Source organism: Rhodococcus sp. NPDC058505, assembly GCF_042720095.1.
GTDB lineage: Bacteria > Actinomycetota > Actinomycetes > Mycobacteriales > Mycobacteriaceae > Rhodococcus_G.
On record NZ_JBHXNB010000004.1, the window covers coordinates 196,337 to 216,444 of the forward strand.

18 protein-coding genes are annotated in these 20,108 nt (G+C 71.8%); 12 read left to right on the top strand and 6 right to left on the bottom strand.

Annotated features, from left to right (window positions below):
- The first annotated feature begins 57 nt into the window (after positions 1 to 57).
- The 3 genes from ACFWPA_RS05150 (at position 58) to ACFWPA_RS05160 (ending at position 7,327) form a co-directional block, all read left to right on the top strand.
- Entirely contained in the window at positions 58 to 3,366 is a 3,309-nt protein-coding gene (locus ACFWPA_RS05150) for an error-prone DNA polymerase (RefSeq protein ID WP_378505956.1), read from the top strand.
- 99 nt (positions 3,367 to 3,465) lie between these two features.
- Positions 3,466 to 5,103, top strand: coding sequence for an FAD-dependent oxidoreductase (locus ACFWPA_RS05155; protein ID WP_378505957.1), 1,638 nt, complete (start codon positions 3,466 to 3,468; stop codon positions 5,101 to 5,103).
- Positions 5,104 to 5,188: 85 nt separating this feature from the next.
- The gene (locus tag ACFWPA_RS05160; protein ID WP_378569743.1) at positions 5,189 to 7,327 is read left to right on the top strand and encodes an MMPL family transporter; all 2,139 of its coding nucleotides are present in this window, start codon (positions 5,189 to 5,191) and stop codon (positions 7,325 to 7,327) included.
- A gap of 2 nt (positions 7,328 to 7,329) precedes the next feature.
- Here ACFWPA_RS05160 and ACFWPA_RS05165 read toward each other — a convergent pair whose 3' ends face one another.
- Positions 7,330 to 7,761: a hypothetical protein gene (locus ACFWPA_RS05165; RefSeq protein ID WP_378569744.1), complete on the bottom strand. Its 432-nt coding sequence runs from the start codon at positions 7,759 to 7,761 to the stop codon at positions 7,330 to 7,332.
- Between the two features lie 151 nt (positions 7,762 to 7,912).
- Here ACFWPA_RS05165 and ACFWPA_RS05170 point away from each other — a divergent pair, with 151 nt between their 5' ends.
- The 5 genes from ACFWPA_RS05170 (at position 7,913) to ACFWPA_RS05190 (ending at position 11,519) form a co-directional block, all read left to right on the top strand.
- A complete protein-coding gene (locus ACFWPA_RS05170) occupies positions 7,913 to 8,182 on the top strand; it encodes a metal-sensitive transcriptional regulator (protein WP_378505960.1) in 270 nt (89 codons plus the stop codon).
- A gap of 5 nt (positions 8,183 to 8,187) precedes the next feature.
- The gene (locus ACFWPA_RS05175) at positions 8,188 to 8,781 is read left to right on the top strand and encodes a class I SAM-dependent methyltransferase (protein ID WP_378569781.1); all 594 of its coding nucleotides are present in this window, start codon (positions 8,188 to 8,190) and stop codon (positions 8,779 to 8,781) included.
- Positions 8,782 to 8,797: 16 nt separating this feature from the next.
- Entirely contained in the window at positions 8,798 to 9,187 is a 390-nt protein-coding gene (locus ACFWPA_RS05180) for a DUF302 domain-containing protein (protein WP_378505961.1), read from the top strand.
- 61 nt (positions 9,188 to 9,248) lie between these two features.
- Positions 9,249 to 10,559 carry a hypothetical protein gene (locus ACFWPA_RS05185; protein ID WP_378569745.1) on the top strand — a complete coding sequence of 437 codons (1,311 nt, stop codon included), beginning with the start codon at positions 9,249 to 9,251 and terminating at the stop codon, positions 10,557 to 10,559.
- 66 nt (positions 10,560 to 10,625) lie between these two features.
- Positions 10,626 to 11,519 (top strand): LysR family transcriptional regulator, encoded by an 894-nt coding sequence (locus tag ACFWPA_RS05190; protein WP_378569746.1) that lies wholly within the window; start codon positions 10,626 to 10,628, stop codon positions 11,517 to 11,519.
- A 60-nt stretch (positions 11,520 to 11,579) separates the two neighbouring features.
- Here the strand turns inward: ACFWPA_RS05190 and ACFWPA_RS05195 are convergent, their stop codons facing one another.
- Positions 11,580 to 12,044 (bottom strand): tRNA (cytidine(34)-2'-O)-methyltransferase, encoded by a 465-nt coding sequence (locus ACFWPA_RS05195; RefSeq protein WP_378505964.1) that lies wholly within the window; start codon positions 12,042 to 12,044, stop codon positions 11,580 to 11,582.
- Between the two features lie 267 nt (positions 12,045 to 12,311).
- Here ACFWPA_RS05195 and ACFWPA_RS05200 point away from each other — a divergent pair, with 267 nt between their 5' ends.
- On the top strand, positions 12,312 to 13,805 hold the full coding sequence (locus tag ACFWPA_RS05200) for an MDR family MFS transporter (protein ID WP_378569747.1): 1,494 nt from the start codon (positions 12,312 to 12,314) through the stop codon (positions 13,803 to 13,805).
- Between the two features lie 121 nt (positions 13,806 to 13,926).
- Here ACFWPA_RS05200 and ACFWPA_RS05205 read toward each other — a convergent pair whose 3' ends face one another.
- Positions 13,927 to 15,027, bottom strand: coding sequence for a glycerophosphodiester phosphodiesterase family protein (locus ACFWPA_RS05205; protein WP_378569748.1), 1,101 nt, complete (start codon positions 15,025 to 15,027; stop codon positions 13,927 to 13,929).
- A gap of 235 nt (positions 15,028 to 15,262) precedes the next feature.
- Here ACFWPA_RS05205 and ACFWPA_RS05210 point away from each other — a divergent pair, with 235 nt between their 5' ends.
- Positions 15,263 to 15,871 carry a pentapeptide repeat-containing protein gene (locus tag ACFWPA_RS05210; protein WP_378569749.1) on the top strand — a complete coding sequence of 203 codons (609 nt, stop codon included), beginning with the start codon at positions 15,263 to 15,265 and terminating at the stop codon, positions 15,869 to 15,871.
- 7 nt (positions 15,872 to 15,878) lie between these two features.
- On the opposite strand, the gene ACFWPA_RS05215 is transcribed toward ACFWPA_RS05210, so the two are convergent.
- On the bottom strand, positions 15,879 to 16,400 hold the full coding sequence (locus ACFWPA_RS05215) for a GNAT family N-acetyltransferase (protein ID WP_378569750.1): 522 nt from the start codon (positions 16,398 to 16,400) through the stop codon (positions 15,879 to 15,881).
- Between the two features lie 31 nt (positions 16,401 to 16,431).
- Here ACFWPA_RS05215 and ACFWPA_RS05220 point away from each other — a divergent pair, with 31 nt between their 5' ends.
- A complete protein-coding gene (locus tag ACFWPA_RS05220) occupies positions 16,432 to 17,292 on the top strand; it encodes a bifunctional methylenetetrahydrofolate dehydrogenase/methenyltetrahydrofolate cyclohydrolase (protein ID WP_378505969.1) in 861 nt (286 codons plus the stop codon).
- A gap of 6 nt (positions 17,293 to 17,298) precedes the next feature.
- A complete protein-coding gene (locus tag ACFWPA_RS05225; protein WP_378569751.1) occupies positions 17,299 to 17,604 on the top strand; it encodes a DUF3017 domain-containing protein in 306 nt (101 codons plus the stop codon).
- 28 nt (positions 17,605 to 17,632) lie between these two features.
- Here ACFWPA_RS05225 and ACFWPA_RS05230 read toward each other — a convergent pair whose 3' ends face one another.
- Together ACFWPA_RS05230 and ACFWPA_RS05235 are read right to left on the bottom strand one after the other, a co-directional pair.
- Entirely contained in the window at positions 17,633 to 18,748 is a 1,116-nt protein-coding gene (locus tag ACFWPA_RS05230; RefSeq protein ID WP_378569782.1) for a homoserine O-acetyltransferase, read from the bottom strand.
- A gap of 120 nt (positions 18,749 to 18,868) precedes the next feature.
- Positions 18,869 to 19,975, bottom strand: coding sequence for a homoserine O-acetyltransferase (locus ACFWPA_RS05235; protein ID WP_378569783.1), 1,107 nt, complete (start codon positions 19,973 to 19,975; stop codon positions 18,869 to 18,871).
- Positions 19,976 to 20,108 lie beyond the last annotated feature (133 nt).

Sequence of the window (20,108 nt, forward strand, 5' to 3'; positions counted from 1 at the left end):
GCTTCGGGTTCGCCGACGGTTGTCCCGTCGGCGGAAACCGAACGGGAGGAGTGCACGGTGGGATGGCACAACGGTCCGCCGACCTGGTCGGAGCTGGAGCGGGTGCTCTCGGGGCGGCCGGGGCGCACCCCGCCCGAGGCCATGCACCCCGGCGACGGCAGCGACAGCCCGGCGTGGTCACGCAAGCGCGGCGCCTATCGGGCAGGCGGGATCGCCCCCGGGCCGGGGCCGGTCGTGCCCTACGCCGAACTGCACGCGCACTCCGCGTTCAGCTTCCTCGACGGCGCGGCGCAGCCGGAGGAGATGGTGGAGGAGGCGGTCCGGCTCGGCCTCGAGTCGATCGCGCTGACCGACCACGACGGCCTCTACGGCGTGGTCCGGTTCGCCGAGGCGGCCAAGGAGTTGCGGATGCGGACCGTCTTCGGCGCCGAACTGTCCCTCCCCGCGCAGGGTGCCGGGTCCGCGCCGCCGCGCACCGGGGTGCCGGACCCGGGCGGGAACCATCTGCTGGTGCTGGCCAGGGGGCGAGAGGGGTACCGGCGGCTGTCCCGGCAGATCGCCGCCGCGCACCTGGCCGGGGGGACTAAGGGGAAGCCGACCTACGACCTGGACGAGCTCACCGAGGCCGCCGGTGGGCACTGGCAGATCCTCACCGGGTGCCGCAAGGGGCACGTGCGTGCGGCGCTCGCATCCGGGGGAGTGTCCGCTGCCGAGGCCGAAGTGCGGGGCCTGGTCGAGAGATTCGGCGCGGACCGGGTGGCCGTCGAGTTGACCGTTCACGGGGTTGCCGAGGACGGGGAGCGCAACGCCGCGCTCGCGGATCTGGCCCGCCGCTGCGGGCTTCCCGTGGTCGCGACCACCGCCGCGCACTTCGCCGGACCCGACCGGGGGCGGCTCGCGATGGCGATGGCGGCGGTCCGCGCCAGGCAGTCCCTCGACGAGGCCGCCGGATGGCTCGCCCCCACCGGCGGCGCGCACCTGCGCTCCGGGGCCGAGATGGCCCGCCTGTTCGCCGACCACCCGTCTGCGGTCCCGACCGCGGCCGACCTCGGGCGGGAGTGCGCATTCGACCTCGCGCTCATCGCGCCGAAGCTGCCGCCGTTCGACGTGCCCGACGGGCACACCGAGGACACCTGGCTTCGGGAACTGGCGCTGTCCGGTGCCCGGCGCCGCTACGGCGCACCGGCCGACCGCCCCGATGCCTACCGGCAGATCGACCACGAACTGGGAATCGTTGCGCAACTGGGGTTCCCGGGCTACTTCCTGGTGGTGCACGACATCGTGTCGTTCTGCAAGCGCAGCGACATCCTCTGCCAGGGCCGGGGCTCGGCGGCCAATTCGGCGGTCTGCTACGCCATCGGCATCACCAACGTGGACCCGGTCGGCAACAAACTGCTCTTCGAGCGGTTCCTGTCCCCGGAGCGGGACGGCCCGCCGGACATCGACGTGGACATCGAGTCGGACCGGCGGGAGGAGGCCATCCAGTACGTCTACCACCGGTACGGCCGCGAGTACGCCGCGCAGGTCGCCAACGTCATCACCTATCGCGGGAAGATGGCGGTCCGGGACATGGCCCGAGCCCTCGGCTACTCGCCGGGGCAGCAGGACGCGTGGAGCAAGCAGGTCAGCCGGTGGAGCGGCGTGAAGGACGAGGTAGGAACAGATATTCCGCCCGCCGTCCTCGACCTGGCCGGTCAGATCGAGGGCTTCCCCCGGCATCTCGGCATCCACTCCGGCGGCATGGTGATCTGCGACCGGCCGATCGCGGACGTGTGCCCGGTCGAGTGGGCGCGGATGGAGAACCGCAGCGTCCTGCAGTGGGACAAGGACGACTGCGCTGCGGTGGGGCTGGTCAAGTTCGACCTGCTCGGCCTCGGCATGCTGTCCGCGCTGCACTACATGATCGACCTGGTCGCCGAGCACAAGAACGTCGAGGTGGACCTCGCGCACCTGGACCTGTCCGAGGCCGCCGTCTACGAGATGCTGTGCCGCGCCGACTCGGTCGGCGTGTTCCAGGTGGAGTCCCGGGCCCAGATGGCGACGCTGCCGCGGCTGAAGCCCCGCACGTTCTACGACCTGGTGGTGGAGGTGGCGCTGATCCGGCCGGGCCCGATTCAGGGCGGCTCGGTGCACCCCTACATCCGGCGCCGCAACGGCCGCGAACCCGTCACCTACGACCACCCCAGCCTGGAGCGCTCGCTGAGCCGGACCCTGGGGGTGCCGCTGTTTCAGGAACAGTTGATGCAGATGGCCGTCGACGTGGCCGGGTTCACCGCGGCGGAGGCCGACCGGCTGCGGCGGGCGATGGGATCGAAACGGTCCCCGCAGAAGATGGAACGGCTCCGCGGCAGGCTGTACGAGGGCATGCGCGAGCTGCACGGCATCACCGGGGAGGTCGCCGACCGGATATACGAGAAGCTGTACGCCTTCGCGAATTTCGGTTTTCCCGAGAGTCATTCGCAGTCGTTCGCGGCGCTGGTGTTCTATTCGGCGTGGTTCAAGCTGCACCACCCCGCGGCCTTCTGTGCCGGGCTGCTGCGCGCCCAGCCGATGGGGTTCTATTCGCCGCAGTCCCTGGTCGCCGACGCCCGCAGGCACGGGGTGGTGGTGCACGGCCCGGACGTCAACGCCTCCGGAGCCAACGCCGGCCTGGAGGGCGGGGGTGCCGAGGTCCGGCTCGGGCTGGGGGCGGTGCGGCACATCGGTACCGCGCTGGCGGAGCGGATCGTCACGGCGCGACAGGAGGGCGGGCCGTACGCGTCCCTGCTCGACCTCACCGGACGGGTGGAACTGACTACCGCGCAGGCGGAGTCGCTGGCCACGGCGGGTGCCCTTGCCGGTGTCGCCGGGACCCGCAGGCAGGCGCTGTGGGCGGCGGGGGCGGCGGCGGGCGAACGACCCGACCGGCTGCCCGGCACCGGCGCCTCGGTGCTTGCGCCGACGCTGCCCGGAATGAGCGACGTGGAGCTGGCGGCCGCCGACGTGTGGGCGACCGGAATCTCCCCGGACTCCTACCCGACCCAGTTCCTGCGGCCGCAGCTCGATGCGCTCGGCGTGGTCCCGGCGGCGCGGCTGCTGTCGGTGCCGGACGGGGACCGGGTGCTCGTCGGCGGCGCGGTCACGCACCGGCAGCGGCCAGCCACCGCGGCGGGGGTGACCTTCATCAACCTCGAGGACGAGACCGGGATGGTCAACGTGGTCTGCTCGGTGGGGTTGTGGGCGCGGTACCGCACCCTCGCGCACACCGCGCCTGCGCTGCTGGTGCGCGGGCGGGTGCAGAACGCGGAGGGCGCGGTGACGGTGGTCGCGGACCGGTTGCAGCGGATGGACCTGCGGATGACGGGGAAATCCCGGGACTTCCGGTGACCCGCGCCACCTCGACGCCGGGCGGGGAACACGCCTCGACCCGTCGCCGTTCAGATACCCCAGGGGGTATGGTGTGGTGAACGAGCGAAGGGAGTCGACGTGAAGGTCGTCATCGTGGGTGGGGTCGCCGGTGGAATGTCCGCCGCGACCCGGTTGCGCCGACTGAACGAGGACGCGCGGATCGTGGTGTTCGAGCGGGGCGCGCACGTCTCGTTCGCGAACTGCGGCCTGCCGTACTACGCGGGCGGGGTGATTGAGGAGCGTGACGCCCTGCTGCTGCAGACGCCCGAGTCGCTCGCCGCCCGCTTCGACCTCGACGTGCGCGTGCACACCGAGGTGACCGCCGTCGACCCCACCGCGCGGACCGTCACCGTCCGCGACCTGCGCACCGGCGCCGAGGCCGTCGAGTCGTACGACGAGCTGGTGCTCAGCCCCGGCGCGAGCCCGATCGTCCCCGACCTGCCGGGTGTAGGGCGTGCCCTGGTGCTGCGCGACGTCGACGACGTCGACCGCCTCGTTGCCGCGCTGGATTCCGCCGCGGGCAGCGCGGTGATCGTCGGTGCGGGCTTCATCGGGGTCGAGCTGGCCGAGAATCTGCGCCGCCGCGACCTGGACGTCACGCTCGTCGAGCTCGCCGACCAGGTGCTCGCCCCGCTCGACCCGGAGATGGCGGCGCCCGTCGCGGACGAGTTGCGGGCCAACGGGGTGCGGATCGAACTCGGCACCCAGGTCGTCTCGATCGGCGCCGACGACGTGACCCTGGCCGATGGTCGGGTCCTCCCGGCCGAGGTGGTGGTGATGGCGATCGGCGTCCGTCCCGAATCCGGGCTCGCGGTCGCGGCCGGGATCGCCGTCGGCCCGCGTGGCGGCATCGCGGTCGACGACCGGATGCGCACCTCCGCCGACCGCGTATACGCGGTCGGTGACGCGGTGGAGAAGATCGACGCGGTGTCCGGGCAGGCCGGCCTCGTTCCGCTGGCCAACCCGGCGAACCGGCAGGGCAGGCTCGTTGCGGACGTCATCTCCGGGTTGCCGGTGCGTCCGCGTCCCGTCGTCGGGACCGCGATCGTCGGCGTGTTCGCGCTGATGGCCGCGGCCGTCGGCTGGAACGAGAAGCGGCTGCGTGCCGCAGGTCGGCCGTACCGGGCGATCCACACCCACCCGCAGTCGCACGCCGGGTACTACCCGGGTGCCGAGGGCATGTCGCTCAAGCTGCTCGTCGACCCGGATACCGACACGATCCTCGGCGCCCAGGGCGTCGGCGGCGACGGGGTGGACAAGCGCATCGACGTGATCGCGACCGCAATGGTCGGCGGCATCACCGCATCCGAGCTCGCCGATCTCGAGCTGGCGTACGCGCCGCAGTTCGGGTCGGCGAAGGATCCGGTGAACATGCTCGGCTACGTCGCGGACAACCTGCGTGCCGGCACCGCCGCCACGATCCAGTGGCACGAACTCGACGCCGCGCTGGCGGCCGGGGCCACGCTCGTCGACGTGCGCACCCCCGCGGAGTTCGCGACCGGGTCGATCCCCGGGGCGGTGAACATCGAACTCGACGCGCTGCGGTCGCGGGCCGGCGAGCTGCCTGTCGGGGAGATCGTCGTGCACTGCCAGGTCGGCCAGCGCGGGCACACCGCGGCCCGGCTGCTGCGTCAGCTCGGCCGCGACGTCCGCAACCTGGACGGCGGCTACCGCACCTGGCTCGCCGGCCGGTCACGCACCGACATCCTGGTCTGAGTCGCGAGGCAGCCCCGGTTCGCCGGGGCTTTTCTCGGCCCACCCATATACCCCCACCCGTATTCTGTGAAGGGTTCAGAAAGCCATGACCACCACCGACACCCACGCACCACCGGTACCGGGGCACGAACTGATGGCCCGGCTCGGCGCCACCATGGCCGACCGCTTCCGCCTCGTCGTCCTCGCCTGGATCGCCGTCGTCGTCGCGCTCGGCGCCGCCGCGCCGAGCGTGTTCAGTTCGCTCGCCGGCGCCGGCTGGCAGGCCAACGGTTCCGAGTCCGTCCAGGTCCGCGAACTCGCTCAGGAACAATTCGGTGGCACCGGGTCCGACGCCATCCAGGTCGTCGTGCACTCGCCGACCCGCACCGTCGACGACCCCGAGATGGCGGCCGCGATCGCCGGCGTCACCGACGTCCTGAACGCGGACGACCGCATCTCCGAGGTGGTGCCGCCGCGGCCGGGCATGACGATCAGCCCCGACGGGCACACCGCGATCGTGCTCGGCGGCGCAGGCGCCGACCCGAACGCCATGGTCACCGCGGCCGGTGACCTCGCCGACCCCCTCGCCGCGGTCGCGGGAGAGGGGATCGAGATCCACCCGACCGGCGCGTCGGCGTTGTGGAGCGACTTCAACGCCGCCAATCACGACGCGATGATCAAGGCCGAGATGCTGTCCTGGCCGGTCACCCTCGCGATCATGGTGCTGGCGTTCGGCTCGCTCGTCGCCGCCGGTCTACCGCTGCTGCTGACGATGGCCGGGCTGATCGCGTCCGCGGGCGCGCTGGTGTTGCTGAACGAACTCACGCCGATCTCGGTGTGGGCAATGAACTTCGCGATGATGTTCGCCCTCGCGCTCGGTATCGACTACGCGCTGTTCCTGGTCGTCCGGTTCCGGGACGCGCTGCGCGGCGGGGCGAGTGCCCGGCTGGCGGTCGCGCAGACGATGGCGACCGCGGGCAAGGCGGTGCTGCTGTCCGGGCTGACCGTGCTCGTCAGCCTGTCCGCGGTGCTGTTGGTGCCTGCTCCCGCGGTGCGGACGATGGCGGTCGGGATCATGCTGGCGGTGCTGTTCGTGCTCGCCGCGACCCTGACGCTGCTTCCCGCGGTGCTGGGCAGGCTCGGCGGCAAGATCAACGCGGGATCACTGCCCTACGCGAAGCGTCAGGAACACCGGTCGCCGCTGTTCGCCCGCTGGGGTGGGGTGGTGCACCGCAGGCCGTGGCCGCTGGCGCTCGGCGCCCTCGCCGTCCTTGCGCTGCTGTCGATCCCGGTGTTCGGGCTGAAGGTCGCGATGCCGTCGATCCAGGTGGTCCCGGAGGACGCCGCGGTGCGGCAGGGCTACGAGATCGTGCAGGAGCAGATGGGTGCGGGCGTGCCCGGCACGCTGCAGATCGTCGCGGATGCCCGGGACGCCGACGAGGTGGCCCGGGCCGCCGCCGCCACCGACGGCGTGGCAATGGTGAGCCCGGCCGTGTACTCCTCGGGTGACTCCGGCCTGGTGCTGGTGCAGGCGGTGCCGGACGTCGACCCGTCCGATCCGGCGCTCGCGGACACCCTGGACCGGCTGCGCAGCGACCTGCCCGCGTCCGCGCTCGTCGGCGGCGCCCCCGCCGAGAACCTCGACCTGCAGCAGGCGCTGAACGACTACCTGCCGATCGTGATGGCGGTGATCCTGGTGCTCGGCTTCCTGCTGCTGCTGGTCGCGCTGCGCGCCCCGCTGGTGGCGCTGCTGGGTACGGTCGTCAGCCTGCTGTCCACCGGTGCCGCGTTCGGTGTCGCGGCGCTGATCTTCCAGGACGGGCACGGCGCCGCGCTGCTCGGCTTCGAGCCGCAGGGCTTCCTCGATGGCTGGGGTCCGGTGTTCTTCTTCGCGATGATCTTTGCGATCGCGATGGACTACACGGTATTTCTGCTCTCCACCGTCAAGGAGCACTACGAGCGCACCGGCGACGCCGCGGCCGCTCAGGTCGAGGGCATGGCGCACTCGGGTCGGGTCATCTTCGCCGCTGCCGCGGTGATGGTCGGCGTGTTCTTCAGCTTCGCGCTGGCGCAGCCGCTGCCGCCGAAGGAGATGGGCATCATCCTCGGTGTCGCGGTGCTGCTGGACGCGGCGGCGATCCGACTGGTGCTACTGCCTGCGCTGCTGCGCATCACCGGCCAGGCGGCGTGGTGGTCACCGGCGTGGCTGCGCAGGCTGCTGCCGGAGATCAGCTTCTCGCACTGACGTCAGTGCTCCGGATCGGGTTCGGTGTACTCGTCCGGCCCCGGTTCGGTGTCCGATCCGGGGTCACGGTCGTCGTCGAGTGCACCGACCGCGATGCCGTATGGGAGGAACCGGACCCGGCGGCGCGGGTCGGTGTTGGACTTGTTGGCGCGCAGCGCGTCGAGTTCGGTCGCGTGGATCTGTTCGACCGTTGCTGCGCCGTCGTCTCCGACGACGAAGATCGCCCACACCCCGTCGCCGGTCTCGCCGGTGGTTCGCCGTCGACGCGGGTAGGTCACCGTGCTGGTGGGGCCGTGGTGGGTTGTCCACTCGAGCCCGGCATCGCCGATGATGTCGCCGATCCGGTCGACGGTCTCACGGATGCCCTCCCCGACCTGCCTCGCCAGGCGGTCGAGGTCGTCGGGATCGAATCCGAAGGGGCCATTGCTGGTCATGGAGGTCTCCTGTGGTCGTGGACGGGGGAGCGTTCGCCTCTGTGCCTCCAGTGTGAGCGTGCCACGGCCGCCCCGCCACGAGATCCGTCAAATACCCCGAGGGGTACCCTGGGGGTATCGGGACGTCGAGAGAAAGTGCAGGTGCCGAAAGATGACCGGAGACGAGGAGAGCATCGCCCAGGTGCTCAACCGATTGCGCCGGGCACAGGGACAGTTGGCGGGCGTGATCTCGATGATCGAGGACGGCCGCGACTGCAAGGACGTGGTCACCCAGCTCGCCGCGGTCTCCCGAGCGCTGGACCGCGCAGGCTTCAAGATCGTCGCGACCGGCCTGCGTGACTGCCTGCAGGGCGCCAGCAGGGAGAACCAGGAACCGATGACCGAGGCGGAGCTTGAGAAGCTCTTCCTCACACTGGCGTGACCGAGATGGACGCCGCGGCCTGGGACGAGCGCTACCGGGACCGGCCGGACCCGTGGGGCGGCGAACCCGCGGAGACCGTCCGCCAGCGGCTGGCTGGCGCGTCCCCGGGGCATGCGGTGGACCTGGCCTGCGGGGACGGCAGGCACGCCCGCTGGCTGGCCCGCCAGGGGTGGCGGGTCACCGCCGTCGACCACTCCGAGGTCGCGATCGAACAGGCCCGCGCCAAGGACCCCGACGGCCGGATCGACTGGCGGGTAGGCGATGTCACGAACCTGGTTCCGGACGGCGCCGCTGACCTGGTGCTGATCAGCTTCCTGCACCTGCCGATCCCGCAGCTGCAGGCGCTGATCGCGACGGCAGCGCGGTGGCTCGACCCGGGCGGGCGCCTGCTGTACCTGGGACACTCGATCGACAACCATCACCGCGGGACCGGCGGCCCACCGGACCCGACCATCCTGCCCGGCATCGCGGACCTCGCACCGGCCGCGCGGGGGCTGCGCGTCGACGCGCTCGAACACGTCCTGCGGCAGCAGGGCGACGGTACCGCCATCGACATCCTGCTCGAGTGCGGTCCGTGGGAGCAGCCCGAACACCACTGAGAAGGGAAGACGCACCATGGAACTCGGCATCGGAATCACCCTCACCGCGGACTTCGACGACGCGGTCGCCCGCACCAGGGACGCGCTGCAGCAGCAGGGGTTCGGCGTGCTCACGGAGATCGACATGCAGGCAACGCTGAAGGCGAAGATCGGCGCGGACCTGGACCGCTACCTCATCCTCGGCGCGTGCAATCCCGGACTGGCGAACCGGGCGGTCGGCGCCGACCCGCGGATCGGGCTGCTGCTGCCCTGCAATGTGGTGGTGCGGGCCGACGGTGACGCGGTGGTCGTTGAGGCGATGAACCCCCGGCTGATGGTCGAGGTCACCGGCAACCCGCAGCTCGCTGCCGTCGCCGACGAGGCGGCCGAACTGCTGGAGGCGGCGGTCGACGCGCTTCGCGCCTGACGTTCGATCCGCCGCGGCGGGCGCGTAGATTGCACTCTGTTCGTCACCGAATGGAGTGCGCATGTCTGTGGGAATTGGGGTCCGAATCGGCAGCCTGGTGTCGACGCTGGTTGTCGCGTCGAACGAGCCAGGCACCCCCGATCCGATCGTCATCGTCCGGGACACCGTGCTCTACGTTTGTTCGAACGGCGAGGTGGTCCTCGGGGGCGGCGATCCGCCGGAGGGTACCGAGTTCGTCGCAACGGTGTCGGGATTCGTTGGCCGAGTCGGAGATCCGGAAGGCATCGCCGCCAGTGACGGGACCCGGTATCGCGCCGAGGACGTCGTCGCGTCCGCGATGCGCGGACTGGTGCGCGAGTGTGAGCCCCTCCCCACCTTCGGCGGCCGCGACGGCGGCGCACCGACCGTGGTCGCCGCGTACCCGTCCATGTGGGACGGCGACCTCGTTGCGGACCTGCGCAACTCACTGAACTATGCGGGCCTGAACGATCTTTCGCTCGTCTCCGATGCGGAGGCGGCCTGCGCCTGGTTCGAGTCCGAGGTTGCCGAGAAGCCCGGCCAGCTGATCGGCAGCTATCACGTCGACGACGCGGGCGCGACGGTCACCCTGGTCCGGTCCGGAGTGTCCAGCGGCCGCTCGTTTTGGTTCGCCGCGGGCCGCGGATCGTCGCCGACCGCGCAGTTGTCCACCGCGCTCGGCGCATTCGGCTGGCTGCCGTCGAACCTGGACGCGGTGGTGGTGACCGGCGACGGACTGGTCGCCCGCGACGATGTCGCGCTGCGGGGGGTTGCCGACGCGCTCGCAGGCAAGTTCGGGGTGCACGTCGTCGTCGGCCCGGGGCCGGAGCAGGCCGCGGCGCTCGGTGCCGCGATCCTCGCCGCCGGGTTCCGCAGCTCCACCCGGCCGAACAAGCCGATCGGATTGCCGCCGTCCTACGACGTGACCGAGGTGTTGACCGCGATCCGGGGTCCGCTGCTGCCGCCCGAACTGACGGCGGAGGCGGCCGCGTCGGGTGCGGCGGCGGACGAGACGGTCACCCCGGACGTGGTGGTGATCGAGGCGGGGGCCAGCGCGGCGGCGGTCGCGACGGTCCTGCCCGAGGCGGCCACCGCCGCCGCGGACCCCGAGCCGGTCGGCAGGGACGCCGCCGTAATTTCGGGCGGCACCGCCGCCGTGCCCTCGGGCGGCACCGCCGCCGTGCCCTCGGGCGGCACCGCCGCCGTGCCCTCGGGCGGCACCGCCGCCGTGATCTCGGGCGACGATGACCCCGACTCGGAGCCGGGACCCGCCGGGCGAATCCTGCTGTGGGTGCTCGTCATCCTCGCGGGGGTCGCCCTGATCGTGGCGGCGCTGGCGGTCGTCGTCCTCTGATCCGGGTGGGCAGCTCACGGTTGTCACCCCACAAGCGCTGTTTGTTGCCGAGGTAGTCTGGCGGCCATGCCGCTCTCGCCCCGGGTCCCCGAACTGGCCGCACTCGACGTGCTGGTTTCCGTCGCCCGGCTGGGCAGCATGGGGGCGGCCGGACGCGAGCACGGCCTCAGTCAGCAGGCCGTCAGCGCCCGGGTCCGGTCGGCCGAACGGCAGCTCGGCATCAAGGTGTTCGACCGCACCACCACCGGCGTCACCCCCACCTACGAGGGCGGCCTGGTACTGGAATGGGCCACCGGAACACTCACCGCCGCAGAACATCTCGCCTCCGGCGTCTCCGCGCTCCGGGGGGAGCGGGAAGCGAACCTCACCGTTGCCGCGAGCATGACCATCGCCGAGTACCTGGTCCCGGCGTGGACCGTGACGATGCGCCGCAAGAACCCGAAGGTGGTGACCTCGGTGCGGCTGCTCAACTCCGCCGACGTCGCCGCCCACGTCCTCGGCGGTGACGCCGACCTCGGCTTCGTGGAGGGGCCCGAGGTGCCCGCGGGTCTCGACGCGCGGGAGGTGGCCCGCGACGAGCTGGTGGTCGTTGTTCCGCCCGGCCACCCGTGGGCCCGGTCCGGGCCGATCTCGCCCGCCGAACTCGCCCGCACCCCGCTGATCCAGCGGGAGTTCGGGTCCGGTACCCGCACCACCCTCGAGCAGGCCGTCCCGGGATGCGTGGCACCGCTGCTCGAGTTGACGTCCTGCACCGCCGTCAAGGCCGCCGTCGTCGCGGGCAACGCCCCCGCCGTGGTCTCGTCGCTGGCGGTCGCGGCGGACCTGACGGACGGCCGCCTCGTCGGCGTCGCGCTCGAGGGCCTGCGGATTCCGCGGCGGCTGCTCGCCGTCTGGGATCGCGACCGCGGGGTCCGCGGGTCCGCCCGCGAGTTCCTCGACATCGCGGCCGGGGCGCGGTGACCGCGTCCGGCTATTCGCTTCCGGCGCTGTGTCGCCTATTCGCCTCCCGCGCTGTGTCGTCTATTCGCCTCCCGCGAAGCCGTGCTGGCGCCAGGCCTCGTAGGTGACGACGGCGGCCGCGTTGGACAGGTTCAGTGACCGGCGGCCCGGCACCATCGGTATCCGCACCCGGTCGGTGACGTGCGGGTCCGCCAACACCTCCTCCGACAGGCCCGTCGGCTCCGGCCCGAATAGCAGCACGTCACCCGGCAGGTAGGCGATGTCGGCGTATCCGGTGCTCGCGTGCGCGGTGAACGCGAACACCCGCTGCGGGGACAGCGCCGCCCACGCCGCGGACAGGTCCGCGTGCACGGTCACCGACGCCAGGTCGTGGTAGTCCAGTCCGGCCCGGCGCAGCTTCGGCTCGGAGAGATCGAACCCGAGCGGCCCGACGAGGTGGAGTTCGCACCCGGTGCCGGCGACCATCCGGATCGCGTTGCCGGTGTTGGGTGGGATGCGGGGCTCATGGAACATCACTCGGAACACGGCGTTCAGCTTGCCACCGCGGCGGCGAGCCGCAGCGAACGGGCTGTTGCCGGGCAGGCCTCTCGGGCGATGCCGCGATAACCACCCGTTCGGCGCCGACCCGCCGGCCGAAACGTGTCGGTGGGCCGTGCGACCCTCTCCCACGAAACACCAGCGCACCGAAATCCGGTGGCGTGGCACCGCGGGGGAGCAGTAGGTTCGGGATCCTCCCCTGGCGTGCCGTCGGCCGCCGGCGTGACCCAGCTCCCACCACCCGAAAGGTCAATCGTGACCGAGTCCACCCGTCTCGACACCGCCGACGGGCCCGCCGTCGGCGACCGCATCGAGCGGCGACACCTCCAGGTGATCGGCGTCCTGCTGGTCGCCACCTTCGTCGTGATCCTCAACGAGACGGTGATGTCCATCGCCATCCCGGTCCTCCAGGTCGAACTGGGTGTGCCGCCGAGCGTCGGGCAGTGGCTCACGACCGCGTTCATGCTCACGATGGCGGTGATCATCCCGCTCACCGGCTATCTCATCCAGCGCATCCCCACCCGCTCGCTGTACCTGCTCGCGATGTCGCTGTTCACGGCGGGAACCCTGATCGCGTTCGCCGCACCCGGATTCGGGGTGCTGCTGATCGCCAGGATCGTGCAGGCATCGGGGACGGCCATCATGCTGCCGCTGCTGATGACGACGGTCATGACCCTGGTTCCGCCCGCCCGCCGGGGCGCGATGATGGGCAACATCTCGATCGTGATCGCGGTGGCGCCCGCGCTCGGACCGACCATGTCGGGATTCATCCTCGACCACTTCGGGTGGCGGTGGATCTTCGGGTTCGTTGCCCCGTTCGCCGTGGTGGCGTTGGTCGTCGGCGCACGGTTCGTGGTGTCGGTGTCCGAGACGTCGGCGGCGCGCGTCGACCTGATGTCCGTCCCGCTCGCGGTGCTCGGATTCGGTGGCCTGGTGTACGGATTGGTGGGCATCGGCGAGTCCGCGCAGGGATCCTCGACCACCCCGGCGTGGGTGCCGTTCCTGATCGGTGCGGCCGCGCTGGCCGGCTTCATCGCCCGACAGTCGCGGCTGCAACGCGAGGACCGGGCGCTGCTGGACCTGCGGGTGTTCGGCTCCCGCCAGTTCACCATCTCCGTCGTCGCGATGCTGGTCGGCATGGCGACGATGATGGGCACCTTCATCATCGTCCCGTACTTCGCGCAGTCGGTGCTGCACCTCGACCCGTTCGAAACGGGCCTCATCACCCTCCCCGGCGGCCTGCTGATGGGTATCGCGGGGCCGATCGTCGGCCGCGTCTACGACCGGCGGGGCCCGCTCGTGCTGGTGGTCCCCGGATCGATCCTCGTCAGCATCGGTGTGTGGATGCTGATCGCGGTGAGCGCCTCGACGTCGCTGTGGTGGCTGCTGCTGTCCAACATCGCCCTGTGCCTCGGCCTCGCCGCGACCTTCACGCCGCTGATGACCTCCGGGTTGGGGTCGGTGGCCCCGCACCTCTACGCGCACGGCTCGGCGGTGGTTGGCACCTTCCAGCAGGTGGCTGGCGCCGCGGGCACGGCCATGTTCGTCACGGTGATGACGGTGGTCGCCTCGCGATCCGCCGCGGACGCCGACTCGCCCGACGCGATCGTTGAGGGGGTGCGGGCGGTCTTCCTCGTCGCGGGCATCCTGTCGTTCGTGCTGATCGCGGCGTGCCTGTTCGTTCGCAGGCCCGCGGACGCGCAGCAGGCGGCCGACCATCCGGTGCCCGAGCCAGCCCTGGAACGGTGACCAGCGGAGGAGATCGACGAATGCGTCGGCGCGGACCTCTCCGACGCGCGGTGGTCCCCGGCGGCACCGGGTGCCGCACGCGTCCCCGGCTCCCGGTGCCGGGGACGCGTGCGGCGGGGGCTCACGGCGCGGGGTACGCCCGCGGCAGCTCCATCCCGCGCTCGGCCAGCACGGCCCGCAGTCGGGTCGGGTAGTTGGTGATGATGCCGTCGACCCCCAGGTCGATCAGCGCGTGCATCCGGGCGGGATCGTCGACGGTCCACGGGACCACGACGCGACCCGCCTCGTGCGCGCCGGTGACGAGCGCCTCGTCCACCAGGCTGTGCGAGGGCGACATCACGTCGGCGCCCAACTGCTCCGCGGCCTCGAAGATGTCGCCGCCGACGGCGTCGTAGTCGACGGGGCCGGTCCAGGCCGAGCCCGGGACCCACTTGGGCTCGTTCCACAGCATCACCAGTGGAATGGACGGCTCCGCGGCGCGCACCAGCGGCAGTGACCGCCAGTCGAAGCTCTGGATCATCACCCGGTCGACGACGTCCGCGGCGCGGACCTCGTCGAGGATCGCGTCGACGTACTCCTCGGGCTCCGCGGTGAGCTCGCGGCGGTCCGCCTCGATCTTCGTCTCGATGTTGAAGTGCACGTCCGCCCCGTGCGCGGCGGCGAGCGTGAAGACCTCGCGCAGCTGGATCAGCTTGTTGCCCTCGATCGTCTCGGCGTCCGGGTGTGCGGCGAGCTTCTTGTCGCAGTCGAGGGTCTGGAGCTGGGCCCAGGTGAGGTCGTGGATGGCGTCGCCGACGTACGGGAACTGCGGGTCGTTCTCGGTGGCCGCCGCGGTGTCCGAGCACTTGTTCGACGAGATGGTCGCGTCGTGCCACACCACGGGGACGCCGTCGGCACTCATCACGACGTCCAGTTCGAGCGTCGTCACCCCCAGTTCGAGGGCCTTCCGGAACGCGGGCAGCGACTCCTCGATCGTCTCGCCCATGCCGCCGCGGTGCGCCTGCAGGTCGAAGCCGGCGGGAAGGGTGGTGCCGGGCCCGGCCAGGGAGCCGGTGCCGCTCGAACCGGTCCCGAACATGCCGACGAGGTCGTCGAGCGGGTTCGGGGCGGCCTGCGCGGCGGCGGTGCCCAGCGTGGTGACGGCAACGGCGGCGGCTGCGACGGCTGCGCCGCGCACCAACAGGGCCGGACGGCGTCCACCGGGACGTCGACTGTGCGACATGGAAGTCCTTTCGCGTACGAAGGCGCCCGGATCGGGCGCTCGTCACAGGACGCTAGTGAGCGAAAACATCGAAATCGACTCGTGCGCAGGGAGTTCGGCAGGGTTTCACGACGTCGTCGTGTGGTGGTCGCGTCGTCGTCGGCGGGAGTTCACCGCGTCGGCCGGACCGCCCGCCCGCCCGCGGACGTCGGTACCGCCCGTCCCGCCCTTCGGTGCGGCAGGGCAGTATCGGGGTATGGCGCAGGAGCAGATTCAGGAGTTCGTCGGCGAGGACTACTCGGATGCGCGGCTCGCGGGTCAACACTGGGTGGACCGGCACTACACCGGGTGCACCTTCCGGGACGCCGACCTCAGCGAACTGCGCACCGAGCGGGTGGTGTTCACCGACTGCGACTTCACCGGCGCGGACCTGTCCGGGTCCGTGCACCGGGTCGCCGCCTTCCGGTCCTGCGACTTCGTGCGGGCCACGTTGTGGCACAGCGAATTTCACAGTTCCACGATGTTGGGGTCGAGGTTCGAGCAGTGTCGACTGCGCCCGATCGAATTCGACGAGGTCGACTTCACCCTGGCCTCCCTCGGCGGGGCGGATCTGCGCGGCGTCGACTTCACCGACTGCCGGCTGCGGGAGGCGAACCTCGTCGAGACGGACCTGCGGGAGACCGCGCTGCGGGCGGTGGACCTGCACGGTGCCCGCACCTTCGGTCTGCGCCTGGACGGGGCGGACCTGCGCGGCGCGCACGCCGACGCCTCGCTGTGGACCACCGCAAAACTCGCCGGAGCCAAGATCGATCTGACTCAGGCCGTCGCGATGGCCGCCGCGCACGGCCTCGTGGTCGGGGAGTGACGGCGGGTCAGCGGACGAACTCGCGGGCAAGCAGGTCCATCAGCAGGCCGTCGTCCCAGCTGCCGTCGTGCCGCATCGCATACTCGCGCATCACCCCGACATCCCGGAAGCCGACCTTGCGGTAGCAGCCGATCGCCGCCGTGTTCGACACCGTCGGGTCGATCACCAGACGGTGATGGTGGTGGTCGTCGATCAGGTGCGCGCACAGCACCCGCACCACCTCGGTGCCGAGGCCGCGACCCTGCGCCGCGGCGGACAGAAACAGGTCGAGGCCCGCGCGGCGGTACTCCGGATCGGGCTCGGCGTACCACTGCGCGTAGCCGACGATCACCCCGTCCGCGAGCACCGTGTACCGGGTGGTGTTCGGTTCCGCCGCGTCGGGCCAGTCGTCGTCCGGCATCTGCCACCAGCGCCGCACCTCGGGCTCCCGGTGGATCTCCCGTAGCCGGGTCCGGTGCTCGGCGGTCAGCGGGGTCAGCAGCACCCGCGGACCCCGCAATTCCGGCGCGAGTTCAGGACTGTGTGCCATGAGTCCAGTCTTACCTGAAACAATGGTCGCCGTGACTGCGACGATCCTGGATGGCAAGGCAACCCGCGACGAGATCTTCATCGACCTGAAGGCCCGGGTGGACGCACTCAGGGCCAAGGGCATCACCCCCGGACTGGGCACCGTCCTGGTCGGCGACGACCCCGGCTCCGCGTCGTATGTGCGCGGCAAGCACGCGGACTGCGCGAAGGTCGGGATCAACTCGCTGCGCCGCGACCTGCCCGCCGACATCACCCAGTCCGAGCTCGAGGCCGTCATCGACGAGCTCAACGCCAACGACGAGTGCACCGGCTACATCGTGCAGCTGCCGCTGCCCAAGCACCTCGACGAGAACGCCGCCCTTGAGCGCATCGACCCGGACAAGGACGCGGACGGGCTGCACCCGGTGAACCTGGGCCGGTTGGTGCTCGGCAAGGACGCCACCCTGCCGTGCACCCCGCGCGGGGTCGTGCACCTGCTGCGCCGGTACGACGTGCCGATCGACGGCGCCCGCGTCACCGTCGTCGGCCGCGGTGTCACCATCGGCCGCCCGATCGGGCTGCTGCTGACCCGTCGGTCCGAGAATGCCACCGTCACCCTCTGCCACACCGGCACCAAGGACCTGGCCGCCGAGGTGCGCCGCGCCGACATCGTCGTCGCCGCCGCGGGTGTCGCTGGCCTGATCACCGCGGACATGGTCAAGCCGGGTGCCGCGGTCCTCGACGTGGGGGTGTCCCGCACCGCGGACGGGCTGCGCGGAGACGTCGCCGACGGGGTGCGTGAGGTCGCCGGATTCCTCTCCCCGAACCCCGGCGGTGTCGGCCCGCTGACCCGGGCGTTCCTGCTCAGCAACGTGGTCGAGCGGGCCGAGCAGCTCGCGGCCGAGTCGGCCTGACCGCCGGTGAACGCCTCGGCTGGCACCCCGGCCCGTGAGCCGGGGTTCGCGCGCCGGAACCTGCCGCTGCTCGTGGTGGCAGCGGTGGTTCTGGTCGGCGTCGGATTCGTGCTCGCCGATCGGTGGCGGCGCGGGGCCTTCGTCTTCGGGATCGCGACACTGCTGGCGGCCGGGTTCCGGCTCTGCCTGCAACCGGAGGAGGTCGGCCTGCTCGCCGTGCGCGGGCAGCCCTTCGACGTGGCCGCCCTCACCCTCGTCGGTGGCACCATCGTCTGGCTCGCGGTCTCGATCGACCCGCTCGGGACCGGCTGAGCCGCGGCCGCGCCCCGAGGGGCGGCGGCTACCGGGCGGGGCGCGCGGTCCTGGCCAGCCCCAGGGTCTCGGCAACCAGTTCGGTCACCCACGAGACCTCGGTGAGGAAGCCGTCGTGCCCCGCCAGCGAGTGCACCACTCGGGTGCCGTCGCACCCGGGGAGCAGATTCGCCATCTCCTCGATCTGGTGCAGCGGCATGATCCGGTCGGAGTCGATGGCGCCGACGACCACCGGCACCGGCGTCGAGGACAGCGCGGCGGCGATGCCGCCGCGGCCCCGGCCGACGTCGTGCTTGTTGGCGCAGTGGGTGAGCGCGACGAACGAGCCGGCGTCGAAGGTCGCCACCAGCTTGGACGCGCAATGCTCGAGGTAGCTCTGCACCGCGTACCGGCCGCCGGTCCAGATGTCCTCGCCGTCCTGCTCGGCGTTCTCGAACTGGTCGTCGAGGGCGGCCGCGCCGCGGTACGTCAGGTGCGCGAACCGGCGGGCGATGTTCAGCCCGTTGTCCGGCGAGGTGCCGGTGCCGTAGTAGTCGCCGCCATGCCAGTTCGGGTCCGACGCGATGACATCGATCTGGGCGGTGTGGCCGCCGATCTGGTCCGCGGTGGCCCGCGGGCTGACCGCCAGCAGCAGCGCCGATGCGATCCGGTCCGGGTGGCCGATGATCCACTCCAGGGCGCGCATGCCGCCGAGCGAGCCGCCGACGACCGCGGCGAACCGGTCGATACCCAGCAGGTCCGCCAGCGCCCGTTCCGTCTCGACCTGGTCGCGGACCGAGATCGCGGGAAACCGCGAGCCCCAGGCGCGCCCGTCCGGTGCCGGTGACGCGGGCCCGGTCGTTCCGCGGCAGCTGCCGAGGGCGTTGGTGACGAGCACGCACCACTCGTCGGTGTCGATCGGGGCACCGGGCCCGACCATGCCCTGCCACCAGCCGGGGGTGGGATGGGCGTCATCCGCGGGCCCGATCACGTGCGAGTCGCCGGTCAGCGCGTGCTCGATCAACACGATGTTGTCGAGGTCGCGGCTCGGCTCACCCCAGCACTGGACGGCGACCGTGACGTCGGGCAGCTGCCCGCCCGACTCGAGCGGCAGGGTGCCGATCCCGAGATGGACCACCGTTCCGTCGGTCGGTGGAAAGTCCACCAGCGGCCGGGGGAGCGGCCGGGTGGTGGTCGAGGCGGAAGCTGTAGGGAGCACGGCGCGATGTTATCGAGCCGAGACACGCGCGATGGAGCATTCGCGAAACTGCGTCCCGCCCGCCGGTCAGCCGGTGCGCCCGGCGCGCGCCAGCTCCATCGTCTCGCCGAGCAGCCCGCGCACCCACGCGGCCTCGGTGAGGAACCCGTCGTGGCCGTCCGCGGAGTGGACCACCCGCAGCCCGTCACAGCCCGGCAGCAGGTCCGCGAGTTCCTCGAGCTGCCGCAGCGGGAACAGCCGATCGGAGTCGATGCCGCCGACGACAACCGGGACCGGGGTCGCGGTGAGGGCGGCCGCGACGCCACCGCGGCCGCGGCCGACGTCGTGCCGGTTGATGACGTCGGTGAGCACCACGTAGCTGCCGGGGTCGAACCGGGAGGTCAGTTTCCTCGCCTGATGGTCGAGATAGCTCTGCACCGCGTACCGGCCGCCCGCCCCGGGATCCTCACCCGGCTGGGGATCGTTCGCGAAGCGCCCGTCCAGGCCCGCGTCGCCGCGGTAGGTCAGGTGTGCGATCTTGCGGGCGAGGGCCAGCCCGGCCCGGGGGGAGCGCCCGGTGCCGTGGTAGTCGCCGCCCTGCCAGTCGGGGTCGGCGGTGATGGCCGCGATCTGGGTGGTCTGGGTGCCGATCTGGTCGGCGGTGGCGCGCGCTCCGACCGCCAACACCAGCGCGGACCGCACCCGGTTCGGGTGTCCGGCCATCCACTCGAGGGCGCGCATGCCGCCCATCGAGCCGCCGATGACCGCCGCGAAGCGGTCCACCCCGAGCAGGTCCGCGAGCACGGCCTCGGCGGCGACCTGGTCGCGGATGGAGATCGCCGGGAACCGGGAGCCCCACGCGGCACGGTCCGGTGCCGGCGATGCCGGGCCGGTGGATCCGTCGCATCCGCCGAGCACGTTCGCGGTGACGACACACCATTCCTCGGTGTCCAGCGGCGCGCCGGGGCCGACCTGGTCGTTCCACCATCCGGCAGTGGCGGATCCCTGTCCGGCCTCGCCGGTGACGTGCGAATCGCCGGTGAGCGCGTGCTCGACCAGCACGATGTTGTCGCGCGCTGCGGTTGGGGTGCCCCAGCACTGCACGGCGAGGACGACATCGGGCAGCACGGACCCGCTCTCGAGGCGCAGCGCGCCGATGCCGACCGTGACTCGGGTCCCGTCCGTCGGGAGCAGCCAGGACGCCCCGGGGGCGCCCGGTGCGGACTGCTCGTTCGATGCGGCGATCGTGGGCGGCGAGTCGGGGACGGGCACGATTCCCCATGCTAATGATCGGGGTGCGGGCCGCCAAACACCGCGGGTGTGTCGC